The organism is Pseudomonas sp. BF-R-24 (genome assembly GCF_019947335.1).
GTDB lineage: Bacteria > Pseudomonadota > Gammaproteobacteria > Pseudomonadales > Pseudomonadaceae > Aquipseudomonas > Aquipseudomonas jessenii.
This window is the reverse complement of sequence record NZ_JAGYGG010000016.1, coordinates 16517-38418: the sequence shown is the minus strand read 5'-3', so window position 1 is coordinate 38418 and position 21902 is coordinate 16517. Positions and strand designations below refer to the sequence as shown.

Below are 21902 nucleotides of genomic sequence, written 5' to 3'. Positions count from 1 at the left end.
CCCACGCTGTTGACCTATGGATCAGCCGTAGCGCTGCCTATGGCTCAAATGGCGTGACAGGAGGGTAAGAGCATGTCGATCGATCAGGACATCCGGGCGCAACAGGAAGCGAACAGCGCCTATCTGAAAATGCGCTCCAAGTATCGGGCAAAGCTTGCCGACATGGAGTTGATTATTGCCTCGGACGCTTTTGCGGACCCCGCAACCAAGCTCCTCCATGGGCCAAGACTGAAGGACAATGGCGGGCTCAAGGTCAAAGTCCCGGAGTGGGAAAACAAGGCGCCATTCGCTGGTATGGAAGAAACAGTCGAACTGCAGATTGACCCTGGTTCAGGCACCTTTTCAACAGTAGCCTCTCATGTGTTCACGATGCCAACCGATGGTGGCACGTATCCCGAAACCTTCCCGTTTGACATGTTAATCCCGACCAATGCGCTGCCGGATGACGCGACGTGCCACCTGCGCTACAAACTGTTTGATTTTGCGGGGGACGAATTTGACTCCTTGATCACCACGGTCATTTGCGATCGACTGCCGCCTTATAAACACGATGCGCCAAAGGCGCCGGTATTTGCAGGGGACTACCTCGACGATGTGTTGCTGCCGGGCGGTGGCAAATTGTCCATGACCATCCCTGGCTACGGGGATTGGCAAGCCACTGATGTAATTGCCGTGTACCTGGTTGATGAAGACAACATCCCGGAAGACCCCACCACTACCCCCCCGATTTATGTCGGGCCGGCGCCCGCACCGGGCGTCACCGATAGCAAAGTCGACATTGACGCAGACAAGATCCGCGCGTTTGGTGATGCCAAGGCGCTGGTTACCTATGCCTTGCGCGATAAAGCGTTCAACGACAGCCCGCCGGCCCTTTACAAAAAAGTCAGCCTCACGTTCGGCCCGTTGCCCACCAACTTGTTCGCGCCGCGTGTGCCGCAAGCCAACCCCGGCCCCTTGAACATGCAGCATGTTGCTCACGGTGTGAGTACATGGATCTTCAGGTTTGACAACGCCAAAGGCGGGGATCGCATTCGTTTGCAGTGGGGAGCTCAGGTCTTGGGCGACCACGATCTGGGAAGCGTTCCACCCTCAGATATTGAAATACACGTGTTGCCCAACAAGCTGATGCTTGAAGACTATGGACGGACGACGACCGGGGTGAAATCAACGCGGGTAAGCTACCACGTTGTTCGCCAGGGACGCTTGTTCGGGCCAGTGGGTGACGACTTTGACGTCAACTTTGAGGTGGCTGTGCCATGGCCCGACCCATGGCCGCCGGTAGACTGGCCCAACCCGATCCACCCGGGCCTGCTCGAAGGTGAAGTCAAGAACTTCGATGCGAGCCGGACCAATGAACTGACCCGGGCCGATAAGGACAAGGACGCCACCTACCACTTCGATTGGTACGCCGACGCGAAGAATGGCCACATCATCGACTTTTACTGGAACGGCGAGCGTGTGGTCGAGGCTCAGGTCAAATTTGACGATGCCGATCCCGAGCATGTGCCGGGCGGTCCTTACCAGGTCGACATTCCCTGGTCGTACATCAAGAAAGGCGGCAACGGTAATCCGGTGCCCGTCCACTACCGGGTGAGCGCGCCGGGCCTGGTGAACGATCTGTACTCGCCAACAACGAATGTCGTGGTCAATGCGATTGCAGTAGAACTGCCCCGTGCGAGTTTTCCCACCATTCCCCTTGCCGATGGCCTCCCGCGTTGTAGCGCTCTGGAACCCGATGGATCGCTCAAGGCGGATATACCGGACCTGACCGGTTTGCTTGTGTCGGGGGACAAGATCAGTGTCATCGTCACACCCATGAGAGGCAACCTGGGCTCCGCCGAGGATCCGATTATCGGCGCGGAGTTCGAGGCTGACTTTACGCTCGGTACCACCGGGTTCCCGGTGACGGGATTCACGTTTCTAGTACAGCCGTACGATAAACATATCCTGCCGCTTTACGACGAAAACCCAAGTCGTGTAGGTCGCCTGAAGATTCAGTATTTCTTCAATGACGGCACCGAAGACATTGAATCGGAGCCGTGGATCGTGCGCACAGCGTTCGGCACACCGACGGGATCCTGCCCGATTACGGGCCCCTAGCTTGATGATGCCGGGTCGGCACGGACTGCTTCGGTTCGTATCGACCCGGATCCGGCGGCAGGTTTGTTCACACTCAAACCAAACGGCCCGTTGAGCGGTGCCAAGCGTTTTGAGGATAAATCCTACATACCGCAAGTACGCATTTTACTTAGGATCGCCGTCCCTAAACCGCCCGACCCGGTTCAACGGCATCCTGTCGGCGCGAATTTACAGTCCGTTGGTGTATTCAGGAGCGACCCTATGCGACTCACTCATTCATTTCCCGTCACACCGCTTGCGTACTGGTTCAAACTGGCCACGTTGACGCCATTATTCCTGATTGCCCCAAGCGCGCTGGCGGACTTGATTGATGGCCGGAGCAAAACCATCGACGGCTCTGTTGCGGCTGATGAGTATCGACTGATCAACGCGGCCAGCCTGACGGCGAATGGCGCCACCACCCGGGAAATTAGCGCGCAAACCGGTTCGAAGGTGACGCTCAACGGCACGGCGGTCAATGCAACGGGTACCGCCAATGGCGTTCGGCTGTCCGGGAGCGAGGCGACTATTGCCAATAAAAGCAGAGTGGTCAGCGCCAGCACCGGGCTGAGTCTGATACGTGCTGGCAGGTCAGCCTCGAGTGCGACGGTCAGCGACAGTGAAATCGTCGGTGGTAACCGTGGCGCCACCGTCAGCGCCGAGAGCCAACTGACGCTGCAATCCGGTGCACGCGTCATCGGTACCAATGCCGCCAGCATCGGCATCGAAGCGTTTGGCAGCAGAATATCCGCCACTGACAGCACCGTCATGGGTGGGCTCAATGGGGTCAGGCTGTTCAGCAATGATTTGATTACCGACGATGCGCTGGTTTTGAACAACAGCCATGTTGAGGGAGTCAATGGCTCGGCGATTGTTATACAAGGCGTGAACCAGACCAACAGTGAGCAGGTCAATATCGAGGTCAATAATGGTTCCACGCTCAAAGGTGGCAACGGCATATTGCTGGAAGTGCTCAATGGCGCGGCGGCCAACTTCGCGGTCAACAACAGTCACCTCGTCGGCGATATCGTCGTGGCCGACGGCAGCAGCGCCGAAGTGCTGCTGGACCGCGCCGCAACCTTGACCGGGCGCCTGGAAAACGTCGAGAACCTGACCGTCAACAACGATGCACGCTGGGTGATGGTCGGTGACGGCAGTGTCAAAAACCTTTCGCTCAACGGCGGTGGCGTCCAGTTCGGCAACCCGGGGCAGTATTTCAATCTCTCCGTGGAAACCCTGTCGGGTACGGGGGGAACGTTCTATATGCACAACGACTTCACCACCGGGCAGGTGGATACCCTGACCGTGTCTGGCAATGCCAGTGGCAACCATCTTGTCGCCCTCGACAGCCAGGGCACTGAACCGGTAGGGGCAGGCTCCAAGGCCGTGGTGAGTATCGGCTCGGGTGACGCCACCTTTGCCTTGGCCGGTGGTGCCGTGGACCTCGGGGCGTTTTCCTACGACCTGATCAAGCAAGGCGACAACGAGTGGGTCCTGGACACGGCCACACGGGCGATCAGCCCTGGTACACAATCGGTCATGGCGTTGTTCAACGCGGCCCCGACGGTCTGGTACGGTGAACTCAGCACGTTGCGCACCCGCATGGGCGAGGTGCGCATGGATCAGGGCAAGGCCGGTGGCTGGATCCGTGCCTATGGCAATAAATACAACGTGAGTGACAGCGCCGGCGTGGCCTACAAGCAAAACCAGCAAGGCATTTCGTTCGGTGCCGATGCGCCGCTGCCCATGGGCGACGGGCAATGGCTGGTCGGTGTGCTGGGCGGTTACAGCCAGTCCGACCTGGACATGAGCCGTGGCACGAGCGGTGAAGTCGACAGCTACTACCTGGGTGCCTATACGACCTGGCTGGACGCGCAGAGCGGCTATTACTTCGACGGTGTCGTCAAATACAACCGGTTCCAGAACGAATCCGACGTTCGACTCAGCGACGGCAAGAAAACCAAGGGCAATTACGACACTGACGGCATCGGTGCGTCGCTGGAGTTTGGGCGAAACATCAAGCTGGCGGATGACTACTTTGTCGAGCCCTACGCTCAACTGTCCGGTGTGATGATCGATGGCGCCGATTACGACCTGGACAACGGCCTGGCCGCCAAAGGTGATCGTGTTCATTCCTTGCTGGGTAAAGTCGGTACCACGGTGGGTCGCAACTTTACCTGGGCGCAGGGTAAAACGGTCCAGCCGTACCTGCGTGCCGCGTACGTACACGAGTTTGCCAAGAACAGCGATGTCGAGGTCAATGACAACCGTTTCAGTACCGACCTGTCGGGCTCTCGTGGCGAGTTGGGCGCGGGCGTGGCCATGGCGGTGACTGACAAGGTTTCCATGCATTTGGACCTTGATTACAGCAATGGCGACAAGATCGAACAATCGTGGGGAGCCAATATGGGAGCGCGCTATAAATGGTGATCATGCGCCGGTAGTGTGGCGTGCAAAGAACTAATCCACCGGCCGGCTAATGTCTGAGTGACAGTAACCAGCCTGCGATGCGAGGTTGAGTTTTCATTGAACGGTCGGACCTCGGCGGCTAGTTTTTTTTCCTGTGTCTGGCACTTGGCGAAGCACAACACCAGCGAGCTATGAAGGCCTATACCTCCCGAAAGGATCAGACCGTGCGGTTTACTAGCAAACCACGCGCAATGAAAAGAAAAGGTACTGAATAGCGGCTCTTGTAAAACACGGCCGCTGGGGCGTCCCCATTCTGTTGGCTACTCAAGCAAGCGCTGCTGCTATGTTTGAATTTTTCGAAGGAGTCGAAATTATGGCGAAAGACTATTCATTATTGGAAGTTCTTGAAAGGATTTACCACAACCAGTTGGCCTTAGAGGCGGCTTTGATGGAGCTGACAGTCTGGGTGGAGCAGCGGGGCTCAGCTGAGATCGGAGGGAATGTTCGAGGAGCATTGGAGGCAATTGGTGATAACGCGGGTCATATAAAACAGGGATTGGCTCGACTGAAGAATCTCAACATCGACTGAAAAAAAACGCCCATTGAACGATCCTACCTTCCTTAGGCAAATGGCCTCAGGTTGATTGCCGCAGCGTAGATGCCAGGGTGTATTTGCACTTTGAGAGTCTGCCTGGCCGATGCAACAGGTGGGTAACTCATTCAGTGGGCGTTTCGTAGTTTGGTGTTTTCCGTGGACGACAGTCGGGTTGCCTTGCGTTCCCGAGGGTGCATTGCACGCTGTAAATGCTGGTGCAAGCCCTGCTCGATCTGGGTGATGAAGTGATCGGCACTTGCGGAGCGAAAGTGGTGCCGGTGGCGGAACGTCTGGAGAACAGCTTTCAGGTCGCCTCGGTGGACGTGGTGGCACTGATTACTCCCCCCCAGGCCAGTGCCATTTTGCTCAAAAGTCCGAACAATGCTTTCGGCGCCAATTTTCCGCTGAAGGTCTGGTTGGGATTGGCGTCGCTGTGAATTCGTCATGACCTGTGGCTAATCAGCGACGAGGTCTACAGCGAATTGCTATATGAGGTCCAGCAGCCCAGCGAGTTTGCCGGGAATGGCCGAGCGTATGGCGACGATCAATAACCTTTCGAAATCCCACACCATGAGCGGTTGGCGAGTGGGATGGGTGATCGGACCGAAAACTATATCCGAGCATCTGGTGAATTTGTCGTTTTCATTCTGTTCGGCATTCCGGATTTCATTCAGAACGCTGCGTACATGGGCCTGGATGAAAACCTGCCGGAAGTGGCGTTGATGCGCGAAGAGTATCGCCAGCGCCGTGATCTGGTGTGTGCGAACTTGAACCATTATCCGGGTATCCGGGCGATTCAGCCGGTTGGTGGTATGTTCGTGATGGCCGATGTGCTTCAGATCGAGTCGTCTGCCCAGCACTTCGCGGAGCGGCTGCTGGTAGGTTATTGCTTGTCGGTACTGGCCGGTGAGGCGTTCGGGGGCGAGCGCGATGGCGCATATTCGTTCGGGTTGGTGGTGGATTAGCGGGAACTCTCGGAATAGTTGATGGCGCGGTGGGCCTGACGGATTTGCATTGCCTTTTCTGGCCTCATCGCGAGCAGTCTCGTTCCCACATTTGATCTGCGGCGCTCACAGATATCCTGTGGGATCGAACTTGCTCGCGATGGTTACTTACAGGCAACAAATCTCTCAGGCTTTCCACACCTGTATGTTCACCAGATTCTCCGGCCGCTCACCCGCCAGCGCCGCCAGCAGGTTGTCCACCGCACAGCGGGCCATGGCTTCCCGTGTTTCATGAGTCGCCGAGCCCATGTGCGGCGTCGCCACCACGTTGTTCAATTGCAATAACGGCGAATCAAGGTTCAACGGTTCGCGCTCAAACACATCCAGCCCCGCCGCGCGAATCTGCCCACTGCGCAACGCCTCGACCAACGCCGCTTCATGCACGACTTTTCCTCGAGAAATGTTGATGAAGATGCTTTCCGGGCGCATCAGTGCAAATTCCTCGGCACCGATCAACCCTTCGGTTTCGGCCGTCAGCGGCAAGGTCAGGCAAATGAAATCCGCTTGCTGCAACAGTTCGGGCAGGCTGCGGTATTGCGCGTTGAACCGTTTTTCGACCGCCGGTTTCGGCGAGTGGCTGTGATAGATCACCGGCATGCCGAAGCCGAAATGCCCGCGCTGGGCCAACGCTTCGCCGATGCGGCCCATGCCGATGATGCCCAGGGTCTTGCCGTGTACGTCACTGCCGAAATGTGCGGGGCCGATGTTGCGGGTCCACTGGCCGTCGCGAACCATGTTCGCCAATTCCACCACGCGCCGCGCAGTGGCCAGGATCAGTGCGAAACCGGTGTCGGCGGTGGTTTCGGTGAGCACGTCCGGCGTGTTGCTGAGCAGGATGCGCCGCTCGGTAAGGTAATCGATGTCGTAGTTGTCGACGCCCACCGAAACGCTGGCGATGGCTTCAAGGTTGGGCGCCAGGTCCAGCAGTTCGGCATCGAGTTTCAGGCTGGCACCGAGCAGACCGTGGGCATGGGGCAGGGCGTCGCGCAGTTTGCCGAGACCTTCGGCATCGAGGTTGTCGATCAGCGTCACATTGGTGTGCTCATGCAGACGAGCCATGAGCAGCGGCGAGAGTTTCTTGTACAGGACGACCTGCTTTTTCATCTTCGTGATCTCAACTTCAATTCAGGAATGAGCCGTGAGGGGGCGCCCTACCGTGGGCCGCTCCCGGTCGCTGGCGCCGGGCTTGAGGAACATCGTGAGCACCACCGAAAGCATCAGCGCACCGCTCATCAACAGATAGGATGCGCCGGGCGAACCGGTGGAGCTGTTCAGGTAACCGACCAGATAAGAGCCGCCAAACGAACCGAGCGCGCCCATGCTGTTGATCAGCGCCATGGCACCGCCCGCGACGTTGGCCGGTAGGATTTCCGGGATGATCGCGAAGAACGGACCGTACGGCGCATACATGCACGCACCGGCAATCACCAGCAGGGTGTACGACCACCAGAAGTGTTCGGCGCCCAGCGCGTAGGAACCGTAGAAAGCAATCGAGGCAATCAGCAGCGGCGGCCAGACGAAGCGTTTGCGCTTTTGCAGTTTGTCCGAACCCCAGGACACCAGCAGCATGCCGATCACCGCCGCCAGATAAGGCAGCGCCGACAGCCAGCCGGCCTCGACCATGTCCATCTGCGCGCCGGCCTTGAGGATCGACGGCAGCCACAACACGAAACCGTAGACACCGATGCTCCAGCAGAAAAACTGCAGCGCGAGGATGATCACTTTGGGTGAGCGAAACGCTTCGGCGTAGTTTTTCACTGCTTTGATGCCGACCTGTTCGGCCGCCAGTGCGCTTTCCAGATCCTGTTTTTCCTGATCGTTGAGCCACTTGGCCTGGGACGGACGATCATCAGCCAGACGCCACCAGATGAACGCCCAGAGCACTGCCGGCAAACCTTCGACAATGAACATCCAGCGCCAGCTGTAGTGCTGCACCAGATACCCCGAGACCACCGACATCCACAGCATGGTCACCGGGTTGCCGAGGATCAGGAAGGTGTTGGCCCGTGAGCGTTCGGCACGGGTGAACCAGTGGCACAGGTAGATCAGCATCGCCGGCATCACCGCGGCTTCGACCACGCCGAGCATGAAGCGGATGACGATCAGCCAGTAGGCGTTGGAGACGATCCCGGTCAACGTCGCCAGGCTGCCCCAGAGGATCAGGCTGACGAAAATCAGTTTCTTCACGCTGTGTTTCTGCGCGTAGATCGCCCCCGGCACCTGGAAGAAAAAGTAACCGAGGAAGAACAGTGCGCCGAGCATCGACGACAGGCCCGGCGTGATCATCAGGTCGGCGGCCATCCCGGAGGCGGCGGCAAAACCGTAGTTGGCGCGATCGAGGTACGCCAGGCTATAGGTGATGAACACGATGGGCATGATGTACCACCAGCGGCGGGTGGCGAGCGTTGCGGTTTTCATGGGTGATGCTCCTGAGCTTGTTGTTTTTGTCGCAGCAGGTAACGGTTTGTTCTTCAGTGCCTGTGCCCGCCTATTCGCGAGCAAGCCCGCTCCCACAGGGGATTTGTGTCGGACCTAGATCCAATGTGGGAGCGGGCTTGCTCGCGAAGACGGCCTCGAATTCAATGGACATTTCGGATCTACCGGGCAACCCCTCCATATCCCCCCGACTCTGCACCGCACGGCTGCCAATCCAGTTGGCCCGCCGCACGGCGTCGGCAAAGCTGTGGTTTTCCAGGAGTGCGCTGATCATGCCGACGGCAAATCCATCGCCGGCACCCACGGTGTCGACCACCGTTTGCACCGGTACACCGGCGACGAAACCTTGATCAAGATGCGTGCGGTAATAAGCACCGTGGGGGCCGAGCTTGATTGCCACGGCTTCGGCGCCCTGGTCGAGGTAGAACGCGGCGATGTCGGCCGGGTCTTCGAAGCCGGTGAGCAGGCGACCTTCGCTCAGCCCTGGCAACACCCAATGAGCGAGGGCGGCGAGGCGGTTGATTTCGGTGATCATCAGTCGCTCGCTGGCCCACAGGCTCGGGCGCAGGTTGGGGTCGAACGACACGCTGCGCCCGGCATCGCGCATGCGGGTCATCAATTCGAAGGACATCTGCCGTGCCGTTTCCGACAACGCCGCAGGAATGCCGGTGGCGTGCAGATGCCGGGCCTTGAGCAAGTCGGGCACGATCGAATGCGACGACAAGTGACTGGCCGCCGAGCCACGGCGAAAGTACTCGACGACAGGATCGCTGCCATCGTCGGTGCGCGACTTGAGTTGGAAACCAGTGGGGTGCGCGGGGTCGATGTCGACGTGGCGGCAATCCAGGCCTTCCTTTTCCAGCGTGTCGATCACGAATCGGCCCAGGGAATCGGCGCCGACGCGGCTCAGCCATGCCACGTTGAAACCCAGGCGCGACAGGCCGATGGCGACGTTGCTGTCGGCCCCGGCAATGCGTTTGTGGAACGCGTTGACGCTGGCCAGGTCGCCGGTCTGCTCGGCAACGAACATCGCCATGGTTTCGCCGAACGAGAGGATATCGATCTCAGACATGAGCGTTCTCCAGCGACGATTGGCCGAGGTGGGCGAGGGCGGCGACATGCTCGGTTGTCAGCTGCACCAGGTCTTCGCCTTGCAGCGGGTATTCCGCGGCTCGCATAACGCCTTGGTCCATGTGCCGCAGCAGGTGTTCCCACTGTTGCAAGTCGCTGGCGGCGGGTGGGATGGCAACCAGTTTGCCGTCGGCACGTCGCGTCACCGCTTTACAGTGCACATAACCGACGTGCCGACCGAGCAACCGCGCGGCGCTGGCGGGGGACTGATCCTGCCACTGCCAGTTGCCGATATCGAAGGTCATTTTGATCGGCAGGTTGTGTTGCTCGACTTCATTGAAGAAACGCTGGAACGGTTCGATGCGGCCACCGTGCAGGGTCTGGTCGTTCTCCACCAGCAATTGCACCGCACTTTCGCCGAGCATGCGGGCGAGGCGTTGCAGGTCGCTGTTGTCGGTGAAGTAACCCAACGATACTTTCAGCCATTTGGCGCCGAACATTTGGGCGCGTTGCAGTGCTGTCAGCAATTCGGGATTGGGTCTGGATTGACCGGCCAGCCACAGTTCCATCGGTGATGAGTACACGCTTTCCAGGCCCTCGGCCTGAGTCGCGTCGGCCAGGTGCTCGGGATTCTCAAAGGTCAGCAGCTCTTCGCGCCATTCGATGCGCGTGGCCCCGGCGGCGGCCAGTACTGCGATGAAACTGCCCTGGCCGCGTTGGCGCACCAGGTCGGCGCCGTAGCTGGACAGGCTGATGGAAACGGCTGGTTTATTCATTGTTTTTCTACCTCTGAAACCGGTTTCATTTTTGTTCAAAATAATATCAGTGAGTGATGTGTTGTTCTTTCGGGGCTCATCGCGGGCAAGCCCGCTCCCACAGTGTTTTGTGTCGTACATAAATGTTGTGTACCCCAGCGATTCCTGTGGGAGCGAGCTTGCTCGCGATGGGGCCAGTCCAGTCATCTGAAAACGCCAAGGGTCGACCCCCGCACAACCAGCTGCGGCGAAAAATCCAGCGTCCGCACCGCCCCGTCATCCCCTCGCAACCGCTTGAGCAAACACTCGAACGCACTCGCGCCAATCTCGGTGGTCGGTTGGGCGAGGGCAGTAATGCCACTTCCCACCAACGGATACCAATCCAGGTCATCCAGGGCTATCAGCCCCACGTCTTCAAACAGATTGCACTTGAGCTCACGCAAGGCATGGGTGCTGGCCAGCGCCGCAATCCCGTTCGCGCAAAACAGCGCTTTCGGACCGGGGCCTGGAGTGTCGAGGAAATTTTTCAGGTGCGCGGCCAGTTCGCTGCCGGTCTCGATCATCGTGCCGCGCAGGGCCGGGCGCTGTGCGATCTGTGCCTTGAAACTGCTGACCCGCTCGATCCGTGAACTGGTGCCGTCAAACGGCTCTGTCACCAACAGCACGTCGCGATAACCGCGCTCTTCAAGGTGGGCAAGGGCCATCTCGACAGCCGCCGGGTTATCCAGGCCGACCATGTCGCTCTCAAGATGCTCGACCTTGCGGTCCACCAGCACCAGAGGCATTTCCCGGTGCAGTTCATGCAACTCGTCACGGTGATGGCCGAGGGTGTTCACGATCAGGCCTTCGATGTTGTACGAGCGCAGCAGGGCCAGGTGCTGGCGTTCCTGCTCGTCGTCGCGATCGGTGTTGCACACCACCAGGCTGTAGCCGTGTTGACGGCAGGCGGTTTCCACCCCGTGCATCACGGCAATCGAATATGGGTTGCGGATATCGGCCACCAGCATGCCGATCAGGCGGGTGCGCCCCCGTTTCAGGCCGCGGGCCATCTGGTTCGGGCGATAACCCAGTTCGGCAATGGACTGTTCGATGCGCTGGGCAATGGCATCGGAGAGCAGGGCGCGGTCTTCGCCGATGAACCGCGAAACGCTGGCCTTGGAGACCTTGGCGTGTTCGGCCACGTCGAGCATGGTCACGCGGCTGCGCTGGGCGGCGGAGAAATCGTTCACGGTCTGAAACCTTCTTATTGGATTTATAAGGCAGAGCGCATCGCGCTGAAACCGGTTTCAGAAGACACCAGAAATGAATCCGTCGTCAAGTGTTCGATGAATCACAGGCCGACAAAAAACGACCAATGGAGCTCAGGCGAGCACGCTCAACCACGCCGAACCCAGCAACAACAGGCCCATGCAGCGGTTGAAGCGCTGCATCGCACGAGGTGAACGCAGCCAGCGACTGGAGCCGGCGCCGAGCACTGCCCAAGCTCCAAGACACGGCAGCGAGATCAGGAAAAACGCCAACGACAAATACATCACATGCACAAACCGGTCTTCACCCACTCCGGCAAACACGCTGACCACCGCCAGCGCCATCATCCAGGTTTTCGGGTTGATCCATTGCAGGCTCGCCGCGCCCAGCAAGCCGAGGCGCTTCTCGGCATTGTCGGCGGCAATGGCGGCAACCGGGGCGCGGAAGATTTGCCAGGCCAGATAACTCAGCCATGCCACGCCGGCCCACTGCATCAGCGTTTGCAGCGCGGGCCATTCGATCAGCGAAGTCCCGGCACCGGTGCCCACCAACAACACCAATATCGCCGCACTGGCACAGGCGCCAAGAATGATCGGAACGGCAGCCATCAAGCCGAACCGGGCACTGTTGCTCAGCACCAGAATGTTGGTCGGGCCGGGGGTGATCGAGGCCACAAAGGCGAACAGCAGAAAGGGCAGAAACGTCGGAAAAGAGGACAGCATCGCAGGCAAACTCCGGTGAAGATCATTGAAGTCGATCTTCACAAGCCGGGCGCTTATCTGTCTGGAAGATTTGAGCAACGCTTGCGGTACAGCGCTGGTGTCAGACCGTAGGCGCGCACGAACCAGCGACCCAGGTGACTCTGATCGGCAAAGCCCAAGGTCATGGCCACGGTTGCAGGCTGATCACCACGGGCCAGCATTCGACGCGCCGTAGCCAGGCGCAATTGCACCAGATATGCATGGGGCGCCATGCCGTATGCAGCCTTGAATGCACGGGTCAGGCGAAAGCGGTCGACCCCGGTGACGGCGGCCAGTTGGTCGAGGCCAATGTCGTATTGTGCGTTGGCGTGCAGATAGTCCCGGGCCTTTTGCGCAACCAGGGGCAGGCGCGGATCTTCGCCATAGCGAGTGCGCCAGTGCAGATGGCTGGTGAGGCGTTCGAGCAAGCCATCGAGCGCGGTCTGGCGAACGATCTTCATTTCACCACCGTGCAGCGTTTCAAACGCAAGGCTGGTGGCGTGGGTCAGGCGCGAATCGCTGGCCAGGGTGTTGGCGAAACTCAACTCGCTGTTGTCCGGCGCGTTGTCAAACACCGCGCCTAACTCACGCTGCAACCACTGTGGGTCGAGGTACAGCATGCGATAGGTAAAACCATCCGCGGTCGGCGCCTCACCGTCGTGGATGTCGCCCGGCTCCAGCAAAAACACCTTTCCCGGCGTGCTTTGGTGTCTGGCTCGTCGACAATTGAATTGCTGCACCCCTTGCTCGGTGACACCCACCAGATAGCTGTCATGCCAGTGCGGATCGTAGGCATGGCCCTCGAAATGCGCACGCAGGGTCTCGATGCCGGTATCGGCGTCCTTGGCCAGATCGAGCCAGTTGTGAGAAGTCATGGCGCACCTGCGAGGTCGTTACCGTGTCATTTGACGCCTGTGGAGCGGGCCATGACTAGAACGTTTGTGCACGTATCAATTGAACAGTCCCGCCGCGATGTTGATCGAGAAACCGAGGATGGCCGTATTGAATAGAAAACCGATCAGCGACTGCGCCAGCACGATCTTGCGCAGGTCCCTAGTCGCCACGCCAACATCCGAAGTCTGCACCGCCACACCGACGGTGAACGAGAAGTACAGGAAGTCCCAATAGTTGGGCGTTGTCAGGCCTTCAGCAAAACGCAACGCCGGCTCCTTGCCTTCCCAGGTGTAAAACAGGCGCGCGTAGTGCACGCTGAAAATCACCCCGATCAGCAACCAGGAGCCGATCACCGTCAAAGCGGTGAAGCCGTAGTGCAGCAGTTTGCGGGTGGTTTCCAGGTCTTTGCCGCCGGCCAGTTCGAGGGTGATGGCTGCCAGGCTGGCAATTGCCGCAATGCACACCACGAACAGCACCAGCCCGGCGTTCTCGTCCTCGATTTCGGCAATGCGTTTCACATCAGTCGCTTTCGAACGCACGACGAGCCAGGACATCAGGATCAGGTAAGTCCAGACCCCGGCATTCCAGCCGATGAGGATTTTGCCGATGACCGAATCGGCCGGAACCAGGATACCCGCCGCGATACCGAGCGTCGTGGCGGCGGACAGGCGAGGGTGGGTGTGGGTGAGGTAGGGCATGAGGACTCAATGGTTGGTACTTTGCAATCACCATAGCCCAGCGTGGTCGATCGTGACCACAATCCTTAGGCCAATGAAATCGAATGTGGGAGCGGGCTTGCTCGCGAAGGGGTCATCACATTCAACATCCATGTCGACTGAGCATCCGCCTTCGCGAGCAAGCCCGCTCCCACATTGGGTAGGTGTTGTTTGTTAAATTTCTTTATGGCGCTTGCGCACCAGCTTCATCACCACCACAAAAAACACCGGCACGAACACCACGGCCAGGGTCGCCGTGATCATCCCGCCGATCACCCCGGTGCCGATGGCCTGCTGGCTCGCCGAACTGGCGCCGGTCGCGATCGCCAATGGCACCACGCCAAGGATGAACGCCAGGGAGGTCATGACAATCGGCCGCAACCGCAGGCGTGCCGCTTGCAGGGTCGCGTCGATCAGGTCGTGGCCTTCGTCGTACAGGCTCTTGGCGAACTCGATGATCAGGATCGCGTTCTTCGCCGACAGGCCGATGATGGTGATCAGCCCGACCTTGAAGAACACGTCGTTGGGCATCCCGCGCAAGGTCACGGCCAGCACCGCGCCGAGCACGCCCAGCGGCACCACCAGCAGTACCGAGGTGGGGATCGACCAGCTCTCGTACAACGCCGCCAGGCACAGGAACACGATCAACAGCGACAGCCCCAGCAGGATCGGCGCCTGGCTGCCGGACAACCGTTCCTGCAACGACAACCCGGTCCATTCCTGGCCCAGGCCCGCCGGGCCTTGCGCCACCAGCCGCTCGATCTCGGCCATGGCCTCGCCGGTGCTGTGGCCCGGGGTCGGTTCACCGGAAATGCTGATCGCCGGGTAGCCGTTGTAGCGGGTCAACTGCGCCGGGCCCTGAGTCCACCTGGCCTGTACGAAGGCTGACAAGGGCACCATTTTTTCGTGGGTGTTGCGCACGTGAATCTTCAGCAGGTCTTCCACCTGGCTACGCTGGTCGCCCTCGGCCTGCACCACGACGCGCTGCATCCGCCCCTGATTGGGGAAGTCGTTGATGTAGGCTGAGCCCACGGCCGTGGACAGCACATTGCCGACGTCGGCAAATGACACCCCCAGTGCGTTGGCCTGCTTGCGGTCGACGACCAGTTGCACCTGCGGTGCCTCGGCCAGGGCACTTTCGCGCACGTTCATCAGGATCGGGCTTTTTTCGGCTGCCGCGAGTAACTCGGTGCGCGCTTGCATCAACTTCTCATGGCCGAGACCCCCGCGATCCTGCAGGCGGAACTCGAATCCGCTGGACGTACCCAGGCCATCCACGGGCGGCGGCAGTACGGCAAACGTCACCGCGTCCTTGATCTGGCTGAGGGCGACGTTGGCCCGGTCGGCAATCGAAGCCGCCGAGTCGTCGCTGCCTCGCTCGGACCAGTCTTTGAGCGTGCTGAACGCCAGCGCCGCATTCTGCCCGCTGCCAGAGAAGCTGAATCCGAGAATCACCACGCTGTCCCGAATGCCCGGTTCCCCGGCATTGTGCGCTTCAACCTGCTCGGCCACCTGCACCGTGCGATTCTTGCTCGCACCCGGTGGCAACTGGATGTCGGTGATGGTGTAACCCTGGTCTTCCACCGGCAGGAACGAGGAGGGCAAGCGACTGAAGGCCAAGCCCAGACCGATCAGCAGCACGCCGTAGATCAGCAGGTAGCGCCCGGTCCGTTTCAACGCATAGGCGACCCAGCCCTGATAGCGCTCGGTCAGTTGCTCAAAGCGACGGTTGAACCAGCCGAAGAACCCGGTCTTTTCGTGGTGCTCGCCTTTGGCAATCGGCTTGAGCAGTGTTGCGCACAGGGCCGGGGTCAAGGTCAGGGCGAGGAAGGCCGAGAACAGGATCGAGGTGGCCATCGACAGCGAGAACTGCTGGTAAATCACCCCGACCGAACCCTGCATGAAGGCCATCGGAATGAACACCGCGACCAGCACCAGAGTGATGCCGATGATGGCCCCGGTGATCTGCTGCATGGCCTTGCGCGTGGCTTCCTTGGGCGACAAGCCCTCGGTGGCCATGATTCGCTCGACGTTTTCCACCACCACGATGGCGTCGTCCACCAGAATGCCGATGGCCAGCACCATGCCAAACATGGTCAGCACGTTGATCGAAAACCCCAGCGCCAGCATTGTCGCAAAGGTGCCCATCAGCGCCACCGGCACCACCAGCGTCGGAATCAGCGTGTAGCGGATGTTCTGCAGGAACAGGAACATTACCGCGAACACCAGCAGCATCGCCTCGAAGAGGGTGTAGACCACTTTGGTGATCGAGACCTTGACGAAGGGTGAGGTGTCGTACGGTATCGAGTACTCGACGTTCGCCGGGAAATAGCGCTTGAGTTCGTCCATCTTCGCCCGCACCAGGGTTGCGGTGTTCAGGGCGTTGGCGCCGGGCGACAGTTGCACGGCGACGGCGGTGGACGGTTTGCCGTTCAGGCGCGTGGAAAACTGGTATTCCTGGCTACCGATCTCGACCCGCGCCACATCGCTGATGCGTACGGTCGAGCCGTCCGGGTTGGCCTTGAGGACGATGTCGGCAAACTCTTCGGGGGTCGACAACTGGCCCTTGACCAGAATGGTCGCGGTGATTTCCTGGGTGGTGCGGGTTGGCAGGTCACCGATGCTGCCGGCCGACACCTGGGCGTTTTGCGCGACGATGGCGGTGTTGACGTCCGCCGGCGTCAGGTTGAAGGCGAGCAGCTTCTGCGGGTCGATCCAGATCCGCATCGCCCGTTCGGCGCCGTAGAGTTGCGCCTTGCCGACGCCGTCAAGACGCTTGACCTCGTTCATCACGTTGCGCGCCAGGTAATCGCTGAGCGCCACGTCGTCGAGCTTGCCGTCGCTGGAGGTCAGGGTGATCAGCAGCAGGAAGCCGGAGGAGACTTTCTCCACCTGCAAACCTTGCTGGATGACCGCTTGTGGCAGGCGAGACTCCACGGCTTTCAGGCGGTTCTGCACATCCACCTGAGCCAGTTCCGGGTTGGTGCCCGGCTGGAAGGTGGCCTTGATGGTGGCGCTGCCCAGGCTGCTCTGGGATTCGAAATACAACAGGTGATCGGCGCCGTTGAGCTCTTCCTCGATCAGGCTGACCACGCTCTCGTCCACGGTTTGCGCCGAGGCGCCGGGGTACACGGCGTAGATTTCGATTTGTGGCGGTGCAACATCGGGGTATTGCGCCACCGGCAGTTGCGGAATGGCCAGCGCACCGGCCAGCAGGATGAACAGGGCAACCACCCAGGCGAACACCGGGCGGTCGATAAAGAACTGCGGCATAAAAAAGCGTCCTGCTTACTGACCAGTCGCCTGGGCAAGTGGAAGAGGGGTGTCGTCGATCTGCACTTTCTCGCCGGGGCGGGCGTGCTGCAGCCCTTCGATGACGATGCGGTCGCCTGCCTTCAGGCCGCCGGTGACGATCCAGCGATCGTTCTGTACGGCACCCAGTTCGACCGGTCGCTGCCCGACCCGCTGTTCGGCGTCGAGCAGCAGCACCTGGGCGATGCCGGCGCTGTCGCGCTGGATGGCCCGTTGCGGCACGCTGATGCCCTGCTGGTTGATCGCTTGTTCCAGGCGTACGCGCACGAAACTGCCGGGCAGCAAGTCGAGGTCGGGGTTGGGGAACTCGCTGCGCAGGATGATCTGGCCGGTGCCCGGGTCGACGGTGATATCGCTGAACAGCATTTTGCCCGGCAGCGGGTAGAGGCTGCCGTCATCCTGAATCAACGTGGCCTTGGCCTGGTCCTGGCCGACCTGCTGCAACTGACCTGAGCGGAAGGCTCGGCGCAGTTCGTTGAGTTCGCGGGTGGACTGGGTCAGGTCGGCATGAATCGGGTTCAGTTGCTGAATCAGCGCCAGGGGCGTGGTTTCGTTTTGCCCGACCAGTGCGCCTTCGGTGACCAGTGCGCGACCGATACGCCCGGAAATCGGCGCGGTGACCGTGGCGTAACCGAGGTTCAACCGGGCGCGTTCCACCGCCGCCTTGTTGCCGGCGACGTCGGCAGCGGTCTGCCGGGCGTTGGCCCGGGCGTTGTCGTAGTCCTGGCCGCTGATGGCCTTGTCGTCGATCAACCGGGCGTAGCGCTGTTCCTGCAATCTGGCCTGGAACGCGTTGGCTTCAGCCTTGCGCAACGCGGCTTCGGCGCTGTCCAGGTCAGCCTTGAACGGCGCCGGGTCGATGCGGAACAACACTTCGCCCTGTTTCACGTCACTGCCTTCACGGAAGGTGCGCTGCAAGACAACGCCAGCCACCCGGGCACGCACTTCGGCCATGCGCGGTGCGGCAATCCGCCCGCTCAGTTCACTGCTGATGGTCAGTGGCCGCGCTTCGATGGTCTCGATGCGAACCGTGGCCAGCGGCGCCTGTTCCTCGGCATTCGAGGACTTGTCACACGCGCCCAGTGTCAACGCCAGTGCAATCAGGCTGAGCCTGGCAAGCAGATTCTTCGACATGTAATACCCCAATAAAGACCCCCAGCATCCTACTGGGCGAAGGCGAGGGTAGCGGTGAAGCTTTGTTGGTGCTGTGTGAAATTGTGTAAGGGTTTTACTCAGGTGTGCGTGAGGGCGTATATCCTGCAGTCCTTGATTTCTATTGCGCCGGATAGATTGCCATCGCGAGCAAGCTCGCTCCCACAGTGGCCGGTGGTGTTCATATCATTTGTGGTCACCTCAAATCCCTGTGGGAGCGGGCTTGCTCGCGAAGAGGCCGGTGCAGACGCCAAAGTACTTTCTGGAAACACCCCATGCCCAACATCCTCCTGGTCGAAGACGACACCGCCCTCGCCGAACTGATTGCCAGTTACCTGGAACGCAACGGTTATTCCGTCAGCGTGATCGGTCGCGGTGACCAAGTGCGCGAACGTGCGCGGCTCAATCCGCCGGACCTGGTGATCCTCGACCTGATGCTGCCCGGCCTCGACGGCTTGCAAGTCTGTCGCCTGCTGCGCGCCGATTCGGCGACCCTGCCGATCCTGATGCTCACCGCCCGCGACGACAGCCACGACCAGGTCCTGGGCCTGGAAATGGGGGCCGACGACTACGTCACCAAACCCTGCGAGCCGCGAGTGCTGCTGGCCCGGGTGCGGACCTTGTTGCGCCGCAGCAGCCTCAGCGAGCCGCAGACTGCCAACGACCGCATTCTGATGGGCAACCTGTGCATCGACTTGTCCGAGCGTACCGTCACCTGGCGCGGGCAATTGGTGGAATTGTCCAGCGGCGAGTACAACCTGCTGGTGGTGCTGGCCCGGCATGCCGGAGAGGTGTTGAGCCGCGACCAGATCCTGCAACGCTTGCGCGGCATCGAATTCAATGGCACCGACCGTTCGGTGGACGTGGCGATTTCCAAGCTGCGACGCAAGTTCGACGACCACGCCGGCGAGGCGCGCAAGATCAAGACCGTGTGGGGCAAGGGTTACCTGTTCAGCCGTTCCGAGTGGGAATGCTGAGCCGATGTTCAGAATCCTCTTTCGTTTGTACCTGGTGACCATCGTCTCGTTCAGCGCGGCGATCTATCTGGTGCCGGATCTGGTGGTCAAGGTGTTCCAGGAACGCTTTGTCACCTACAACCTCGATTACTCGCGAGGGCTGCAAACGCTGATCGTCAAACAGTTCCAGGGGGTCCCGGCCGAACAGTGGCCGACCCTGGCCGCTGAAATGGACAAGGACTTCTCGCCTCTGCACATCGTGCTCAGCAGCAATGACGACAGCAGCCTGACGCCCGATGAACAGCTGCGCTTGCGCCGCGGTGAGAACGTCGTGCGCGTGGGCGACTGGGGCTGGCGCACGCTGGCGGTCGCGCCGCTGAATGAGCGCACCGTGGTGCAAATGGTCGTGCCACCGGATCCGCTGGACGTCAATCTGTTGTACTGGAGCATCAACGTCCTGATCGGCGCGACCATGCTCGCGTGCCTGTTGTTGTGGCTGCGCCCGCACTGGCGTGACCTGGAGCGCCTCAAGGGCGCCGCCGAACGCTTTGGCAAGGGCCACTTGGGCGAGCGCACGCAAATTTCCCCGAGTTCCAACATCGGTAGCCTGGCCAGTGTGTTCGACACCATGGCCGGCGACATCGAGAACCTGCTCAACCAGCAGCGAGACCTGCTCAATGCGGTGTCCCACGAGTTGCGCACGCCGCTGACGCGCCTGGATTTCGGCCTGGCGCTGGCCCTGTCCGACGACTTGCCGGCGGCCAGCCGCGAGCGCTTGCAAAGCCTGGTGGCGCACATTCGGGAACTCGATGAATTGGTGCTGGAGCTGCTGTCCTACAGTCGCCTGCAAAACCCGGCGCGGCTGCCGGAGCAGGTCGAAGTGTCGATGGATGAATTCATCGACAGCATTCTCGGCAGCGTCGACGAAGAAATGGAGTCTCCGCAAATCGTCATCGACGTGTTGCTCCACGGCCAGCTCGAACGCTTCAGCCTGGACCCGCGCCTGACCGCCCGAGCCCTGCAAAACCTGCTGCGCAACGCCATGCGCTATTGCGAGAAGCGTATTCAGATCGGTGTGCAGGTCTATGCCAGTGGCTGTGAAATCTGGGTCGACGATGATGGCATCGGCATTCCGGATGACGAACGCGAGCGGATCTTCGAACCTTTCTACCGCCTCGACCGCAGCCGCGACCGCGCCACGGGTGGTTTCGGACTGGGACTGGCGATCAGCCGCCGAGCACTGGAAGCCCAGGGCGGCACGTTGACGGTGGAAGCCTCGCCGCTGGGCGGGGCGAGGTTTCGTTTGTGGTTGCCGACGTTGGCCTGAGCTTGGCTTTAAGTTAAACGGCGAACTTGCCAGGCTTCTTGGCCAATGTCCGAAGACGATAAGCTTCTACTGCTCAGAGTGCGTCTAGGTGGCTGGTGTGGCGGTAATGAAGGTTGCGATTCCAAATTCTGAGGGGCGCGGAGTCTATCTATTGAGCCGACGGCTTCTTCGTAGCTGGGAGGCGGGACATCAAACTGTTCTGAGACACTGGGCCTGCTGGAAGCGGGTTGGGGAAGTCGATGACTACCAGGATAGGGCGGTGGCGGGTCGGCACGCCTCCGACCAGGTGAAACATCTCCCAGAGCGATTTCCCCTTGTTGGGAAGCAAGATTGCTCCGCTGCAATCTCGGAGGCCGTGACTGATACTTCAAAAATCCTACGCCTCCCCCAGCAGTTACACCCGCAGCAAATGAAAGTCCTGTTAGCACAAAACGAACCGTCTTGTCCTCTACGACGAGCGATCCAACATAGGCTCCCACTGAAACAGTGCCAGAAACTCCGATTAGAATGCGCAAAACAGAAAAATGCCCGGTCGGATCACTCCGATTGACCGGGTCCCCCACGCAATACGCATACCCATTCAATCCACCGTCCCCAAACGGACTCAAACTGTCCGGGCTGTTGAATCGCATAGTCACCGGGTTGAACTGCCGATAGCCAAAACCCAGAGGATAATGCCCGGTCAGCGGGTCCCGCCGTTCACCATTGAACCCGAGCAGGCTGAGCAAGCCGTTTTCCGGGGAGCGGTGACCATAGGCCGTGTAGGTGACGGGTTGCGGTCCCGTGGTGTTGAGCACATTGAGCACTGAGCGTTGCTGATCGGTTGCCAGCAACGAACTGTCGATCCGGGTGTTTTCATGGCGCTGTTGCGCCAACAACCGATCTTCGTGCTGGAAAATACTGTTGCGCACCGAGCCTTGGATTTCGGTGGCCAGCCGGGTTTTGCAGTAAAACCGTTGAAGGCTGTCCATGACCGCAGGCGCGCTGTTGTCCAATCGATCCAGCGCATCATAGTGATAGCGGCACAGCACGGTTTCGCGAGGGGAAGCAGGCATTTTCCGAGCTCCATGCACGGTTGAGTATTCGTACCCCAAGCATCGACTGTTTCCCGGTTGCTGCCCACTATCAGAACTGCTAGGTCTTGAGTTCAACAAGCGCTAGCATCCTCG

At 60.1% G+C, this 21902-nt stretch carries 16 protein-coding genes and 1 pseudogene; 6 read left to right on the top strand and 11 right to left on the bottom strand.

What is annotated here, in order from left to right; translation table 11 throughout:
• Window positions 1-72: 72 nt before the first annotated feature.
• The 4 genes and pseudogenes from KGA98_RS14640 to KGA98_RS14625 form a co-directional block, all read left to right on the top strand.
• Complete coding sequence (locus KGA98_RS14640) at window positions 73-2100, top strand: hypothetical protein (protein WP_223502659.1); 2028 nt, start codon at window positions 73-75, stop codon at window positions 2098-2100.
• 240 nt (window positions 2101-2340) lie between these two features.
• Entirely contained in the window at window positions 2341-4548 is a 2208-nt protein-coding gene (locus tag KGA98_RS14635; protein ID WP_223502658.1) for an autotransporter outer membrane beta-barrel domain-containing protein, read from the top strand.
• A 352-nt stretch (window positions 4549-4900) separates the two neighbouring features.
• Window positions 4901-5116, top strand: coding sequence for a hypothetical protein (locus KGA98_RS14630; protein WP_057714682.1), 216 nt, complete (start codon window positions 4901-4903; stop codon window positions 5114-5116).
• Window positions 5117-5334: 218 nt separating this feature from the next.
• A pseudogene (locus tag KGA98_RS14625) lies at window positions 5335-6084 on the top strand (pyridoxal phosphate-dependent aminotransferase); the annotation flags it as partial.
• A 168-nt stretch (window positions 6085-6252) separates the two neighbouring features.
• Here the strand turns inward: KGA98_RS14625 and KGA98_RS14620 are convergent.
• The 10 genes from KGA98_RS14620 to KGA98_RS14575 form a co-directional block, all read right to left on the bottom strand.
• Window positions 6253-7230 carry a 2-hydroxyacid dehydrogenase gene (locus KGA98_RS14620; protein WP_223502657.1) on the bottom strand — a complete coding sequence of 326 codons (978 nt, stop codon included), beginning with the start codon at window positions 7228-7230 and terminating at the stop codon, window positions 6253-6255.
• Window positions 7231-7251: 21 nt separating this feature from the next.
• Complete coding sequence (locus KGA98_RS14615) at window positions 7252-8544, bottom strand: MFS transporter (RefSeq protein ID WP_223502656.1); 1293 nt, start codon at window positions 8542-8544, stop codon at window positions 7252-7254.
• A 70-nt stretch (window positions 8545-8614) separates the two neighbouring features.
• The gene (locus tag KGA98_RS14610; RefSeq protein WP_223502655.1) at window positions 8615-9634 is read right to left on the bottom strand and encodes a sugar kinase; all 1020 of its coding nucleotides are present in this window, start codon (window positions 9632-9634) and stop codon (window positions 8615-8617) included.
• Window positions 9627-10409: a sugar phosphate isomerase/epimerase family protein gene (locus tag KGA98_RS14605; RefSeq protein ID WP_223502654.1), complete on the bottom strand. Its 783-nt coding sequence runs from the start codon at window positions 10407-10409 to the stop codon at window positions 9627-9629. The genes KGA98_RS14610 and KGA98_RS14605 overlap by 8 nt, the downstream gene beginning before the upstream one ends.
• Window positions 10410-10591: 182 nt before the next feature.
• Complete coding sequence (locus tag KGA98_RS14600; RefSeq protein WP_317848879.1) at window positions 10592-11617, bottom strand: LacI family DNA-binding transcriptional regulator; 1026 nt, start codon at window positions 11615-11617, stop codon at window positions 10592-10594.
• Window positions 11618-11749: 132 nt separating this feature from the next.
• A complete protein-coding gene (locus tag KGA98_RS14595) occupies window positions 11750-12358 on the bottom strand; it encodes a LysE family translocator (RefSeq protein WP_223502653.1) in 609 nt (202 codons plus the stop codon).
• Window positions 12359-12411: 53 nt separating this feature from the next.
• Window positions 12412-13251, bottom strand: a complete 840-nt coding sequence (locus KGA98_RS14590) for an AraC family transcriptional regulator (RefSeq protein ID WP_223502652.1) — start codon at window positions 13249-13251, stop codon at window positions 12412-12414.
• A gap of 75 nt (window positions 13252-13326) precedes the next feature.
• Window positions 13327-13968 carry a DUF1345 domain-containing protein gene (locus KGA98_RS14585; RefSeq protein ID WP_223502651.1) on the bottom strand — a complete coding sequence of 214 codons (642 nt, stop codon included), beginning with the start codon at window positions 13966-13968 and terminating at the stop codon, window positions 13327-13329.
• 192 nt (window positions 13969-14160) lie between these two features.
• Window positions 14161-17259, bottom strand: a complete 3099-nt coding sequence (locus KGA98_RS14580; protein WP_223502650.1) for an efflux RND transporter permease subunit — start codon at window positions 17257-17259, stop codon at window positions 14161-14163.
• 15 nt (window positions 17260-17274) lie between these two features.
• A complete protein-coding gene (locus tag KGA98_RS14575) occupies window positions 17275-18432 on the bottom strand; it encodes an efflux RND transporter periplasmic adaptor subunit (RefSeq protein WP_057714692.1) in 1158 nt (385 codons plus the stop codon).
• Between the two features lie 293 nt (window positions 18433-18725).
• On the opposite strand from KGA98_RS14575, the gene KGA98_RS14570 reads away from it, so the two are divergent.
• Together KGA98_RS14570 and KGA98_RS14565 are read left to right on the top strand one after the other, a co-directional pair.
• The gene (locus KGA98_RS14570; protein ID WP_223502649.1) at window positions 18726-19427 is read left to right on the top strand and encodes a response regulator transcription factor; all 702 of its coding nucleotides are present in this window, start codon (window positions 18726-18728) and stop codon (window positions 19425-19427) included.
• Window positions 19428-19431: 4 nt separating this feature from the next.
• Window positions 19432-20733 carry an ATP-binding protein gene (locus tag KGA98_RS14565; RefSeq protein WP_223502648.1) on the top strand — a complete coding sequence of 434 codons (1302 nt, stop codon included), beginning with the start codon at window positions 19432-19434 and terminating at the stop codon, window positions 20731-20733.
• Window positions 20734-20741: 8 nt separating this feature from the next.
• On the opposite strand, the gene KGA98_RS14560 is transcribed toward KGA98_RS14565, so the two are convergent.
• On the bottom strand, window positions 20742-21788 hold the full coding sequence (locus KGA98_RS14560) for an RHS repeat-associated core domain-containing protein (RefSeq protein WP_223502647.1): 1047 nt from the start codon (window positions 21786-21788) through the stop codon (window positions 20742-20744).
• Window positions 21789-21902: the final 114 nt, after the last annotated feature.

Coding starts and splice junctions, on each gene's coding strand:
- KGA98_RS14580 (WP_223502650.1), bottom strand. CDS start 17,259: ATGCCGCAGTTCTTTATCGACCGCCCGGTGTTCGCCTGGGTGGTTGCC.
- KGA98_RS14635 (WP_223502658.1), top strand. CDS start 2,341: ATGCGACTCACTCATTCATTTCCCGTCACACCGCTTGCGTACTGGTTC.
- KGA98_RS14585 (WP_223502651.1), bottom strand. CDS start 13,968: ATGCCCTACCTCACCCACACCCACCCTCGCCTGTCCGCCGCCACGACG.
- KGA98_RS14620 (WP_223502657.1), bottom strand. CDS start 7,230: ATGAAAAAGCAGGTCGTCCTGTACAAGAAACTCTCGCCGCTGCTCATG.
- KGA98_RS14605 (WP_223502654.1), bottom strand. CDS start 10,409: ATGAATAAACCAGCCGTTTCCATCAGCCTGTCCAGCTACGGCGCCGAC.
- KGA98_RS14575 (WP_057714692.1), bottom strand. CDS start 18,432: ATGTCGAAGAATCTGCTTGCCAGGCTCAGCCTGATTGCACTGGCGTTG.
- KGA98_RS14615 (WP_223502656.1), bottom strand. CDS start 8,544: ATGAAAACCGCAACGCTCGCCACCCGCCGCTGGTGGTACATCATGCCC.
- KGA98_RS14570 (WP_223502649.1), top strand. CDS start 18,726: ATGCCCAACATCCTCCTGGTCGAAGACGACACCGCCCTCGCCGAACTG.
- KGA98_RS14590 (WP_223502652.1), bottom strand. CDS start 13,251: ATGACTTCTCACAACTGGCTCGATCTGGCCAAGGACGCCGATACCGGC.
- KGA98_RS14560 (WP_223502647.1), bottom strand. CDS start 21,788: ATGCCTGCTTCCCCTCGCGAAACCGTGCTGTGCCGCTATCACTATGAT.
- KGA98_RS14565 (WP_223502648.1), top strand. CDS start 19,432: ATGTTCAGAATCCTCTTTCGTTTGTACCTGGTGACCATCGTCTCGTTC.
- KGA98_RS14630 (WP_057714682.1), top strand. CDS start 4,901: ATGGCGAAAGACTATTCATTATTGGAAGTTCTTGAAAGGATTTACCAC.
- KGA98_RS14610 (WP_223502655.1), bottom strand. CDS start 9,634: ATGTCTGAGATCGATATCCTCTCGTTCGGCGAAACCATGGCGATGTTC.
- KGA98_RS14640 (WP_223502659.1), top strand. CDS start 73: ATGTCGATCGATCAGGACATCCGGGCGCAACAGGAAGCGAACAGCGCC.
- KGA98_RS14595 (WP_223502653.1), bottom strand. CDS start 12,358: ATGCTGTCCTCTTTTCCGACGTTTCTGCCCTTTCTGCTGTTCGCCTTT.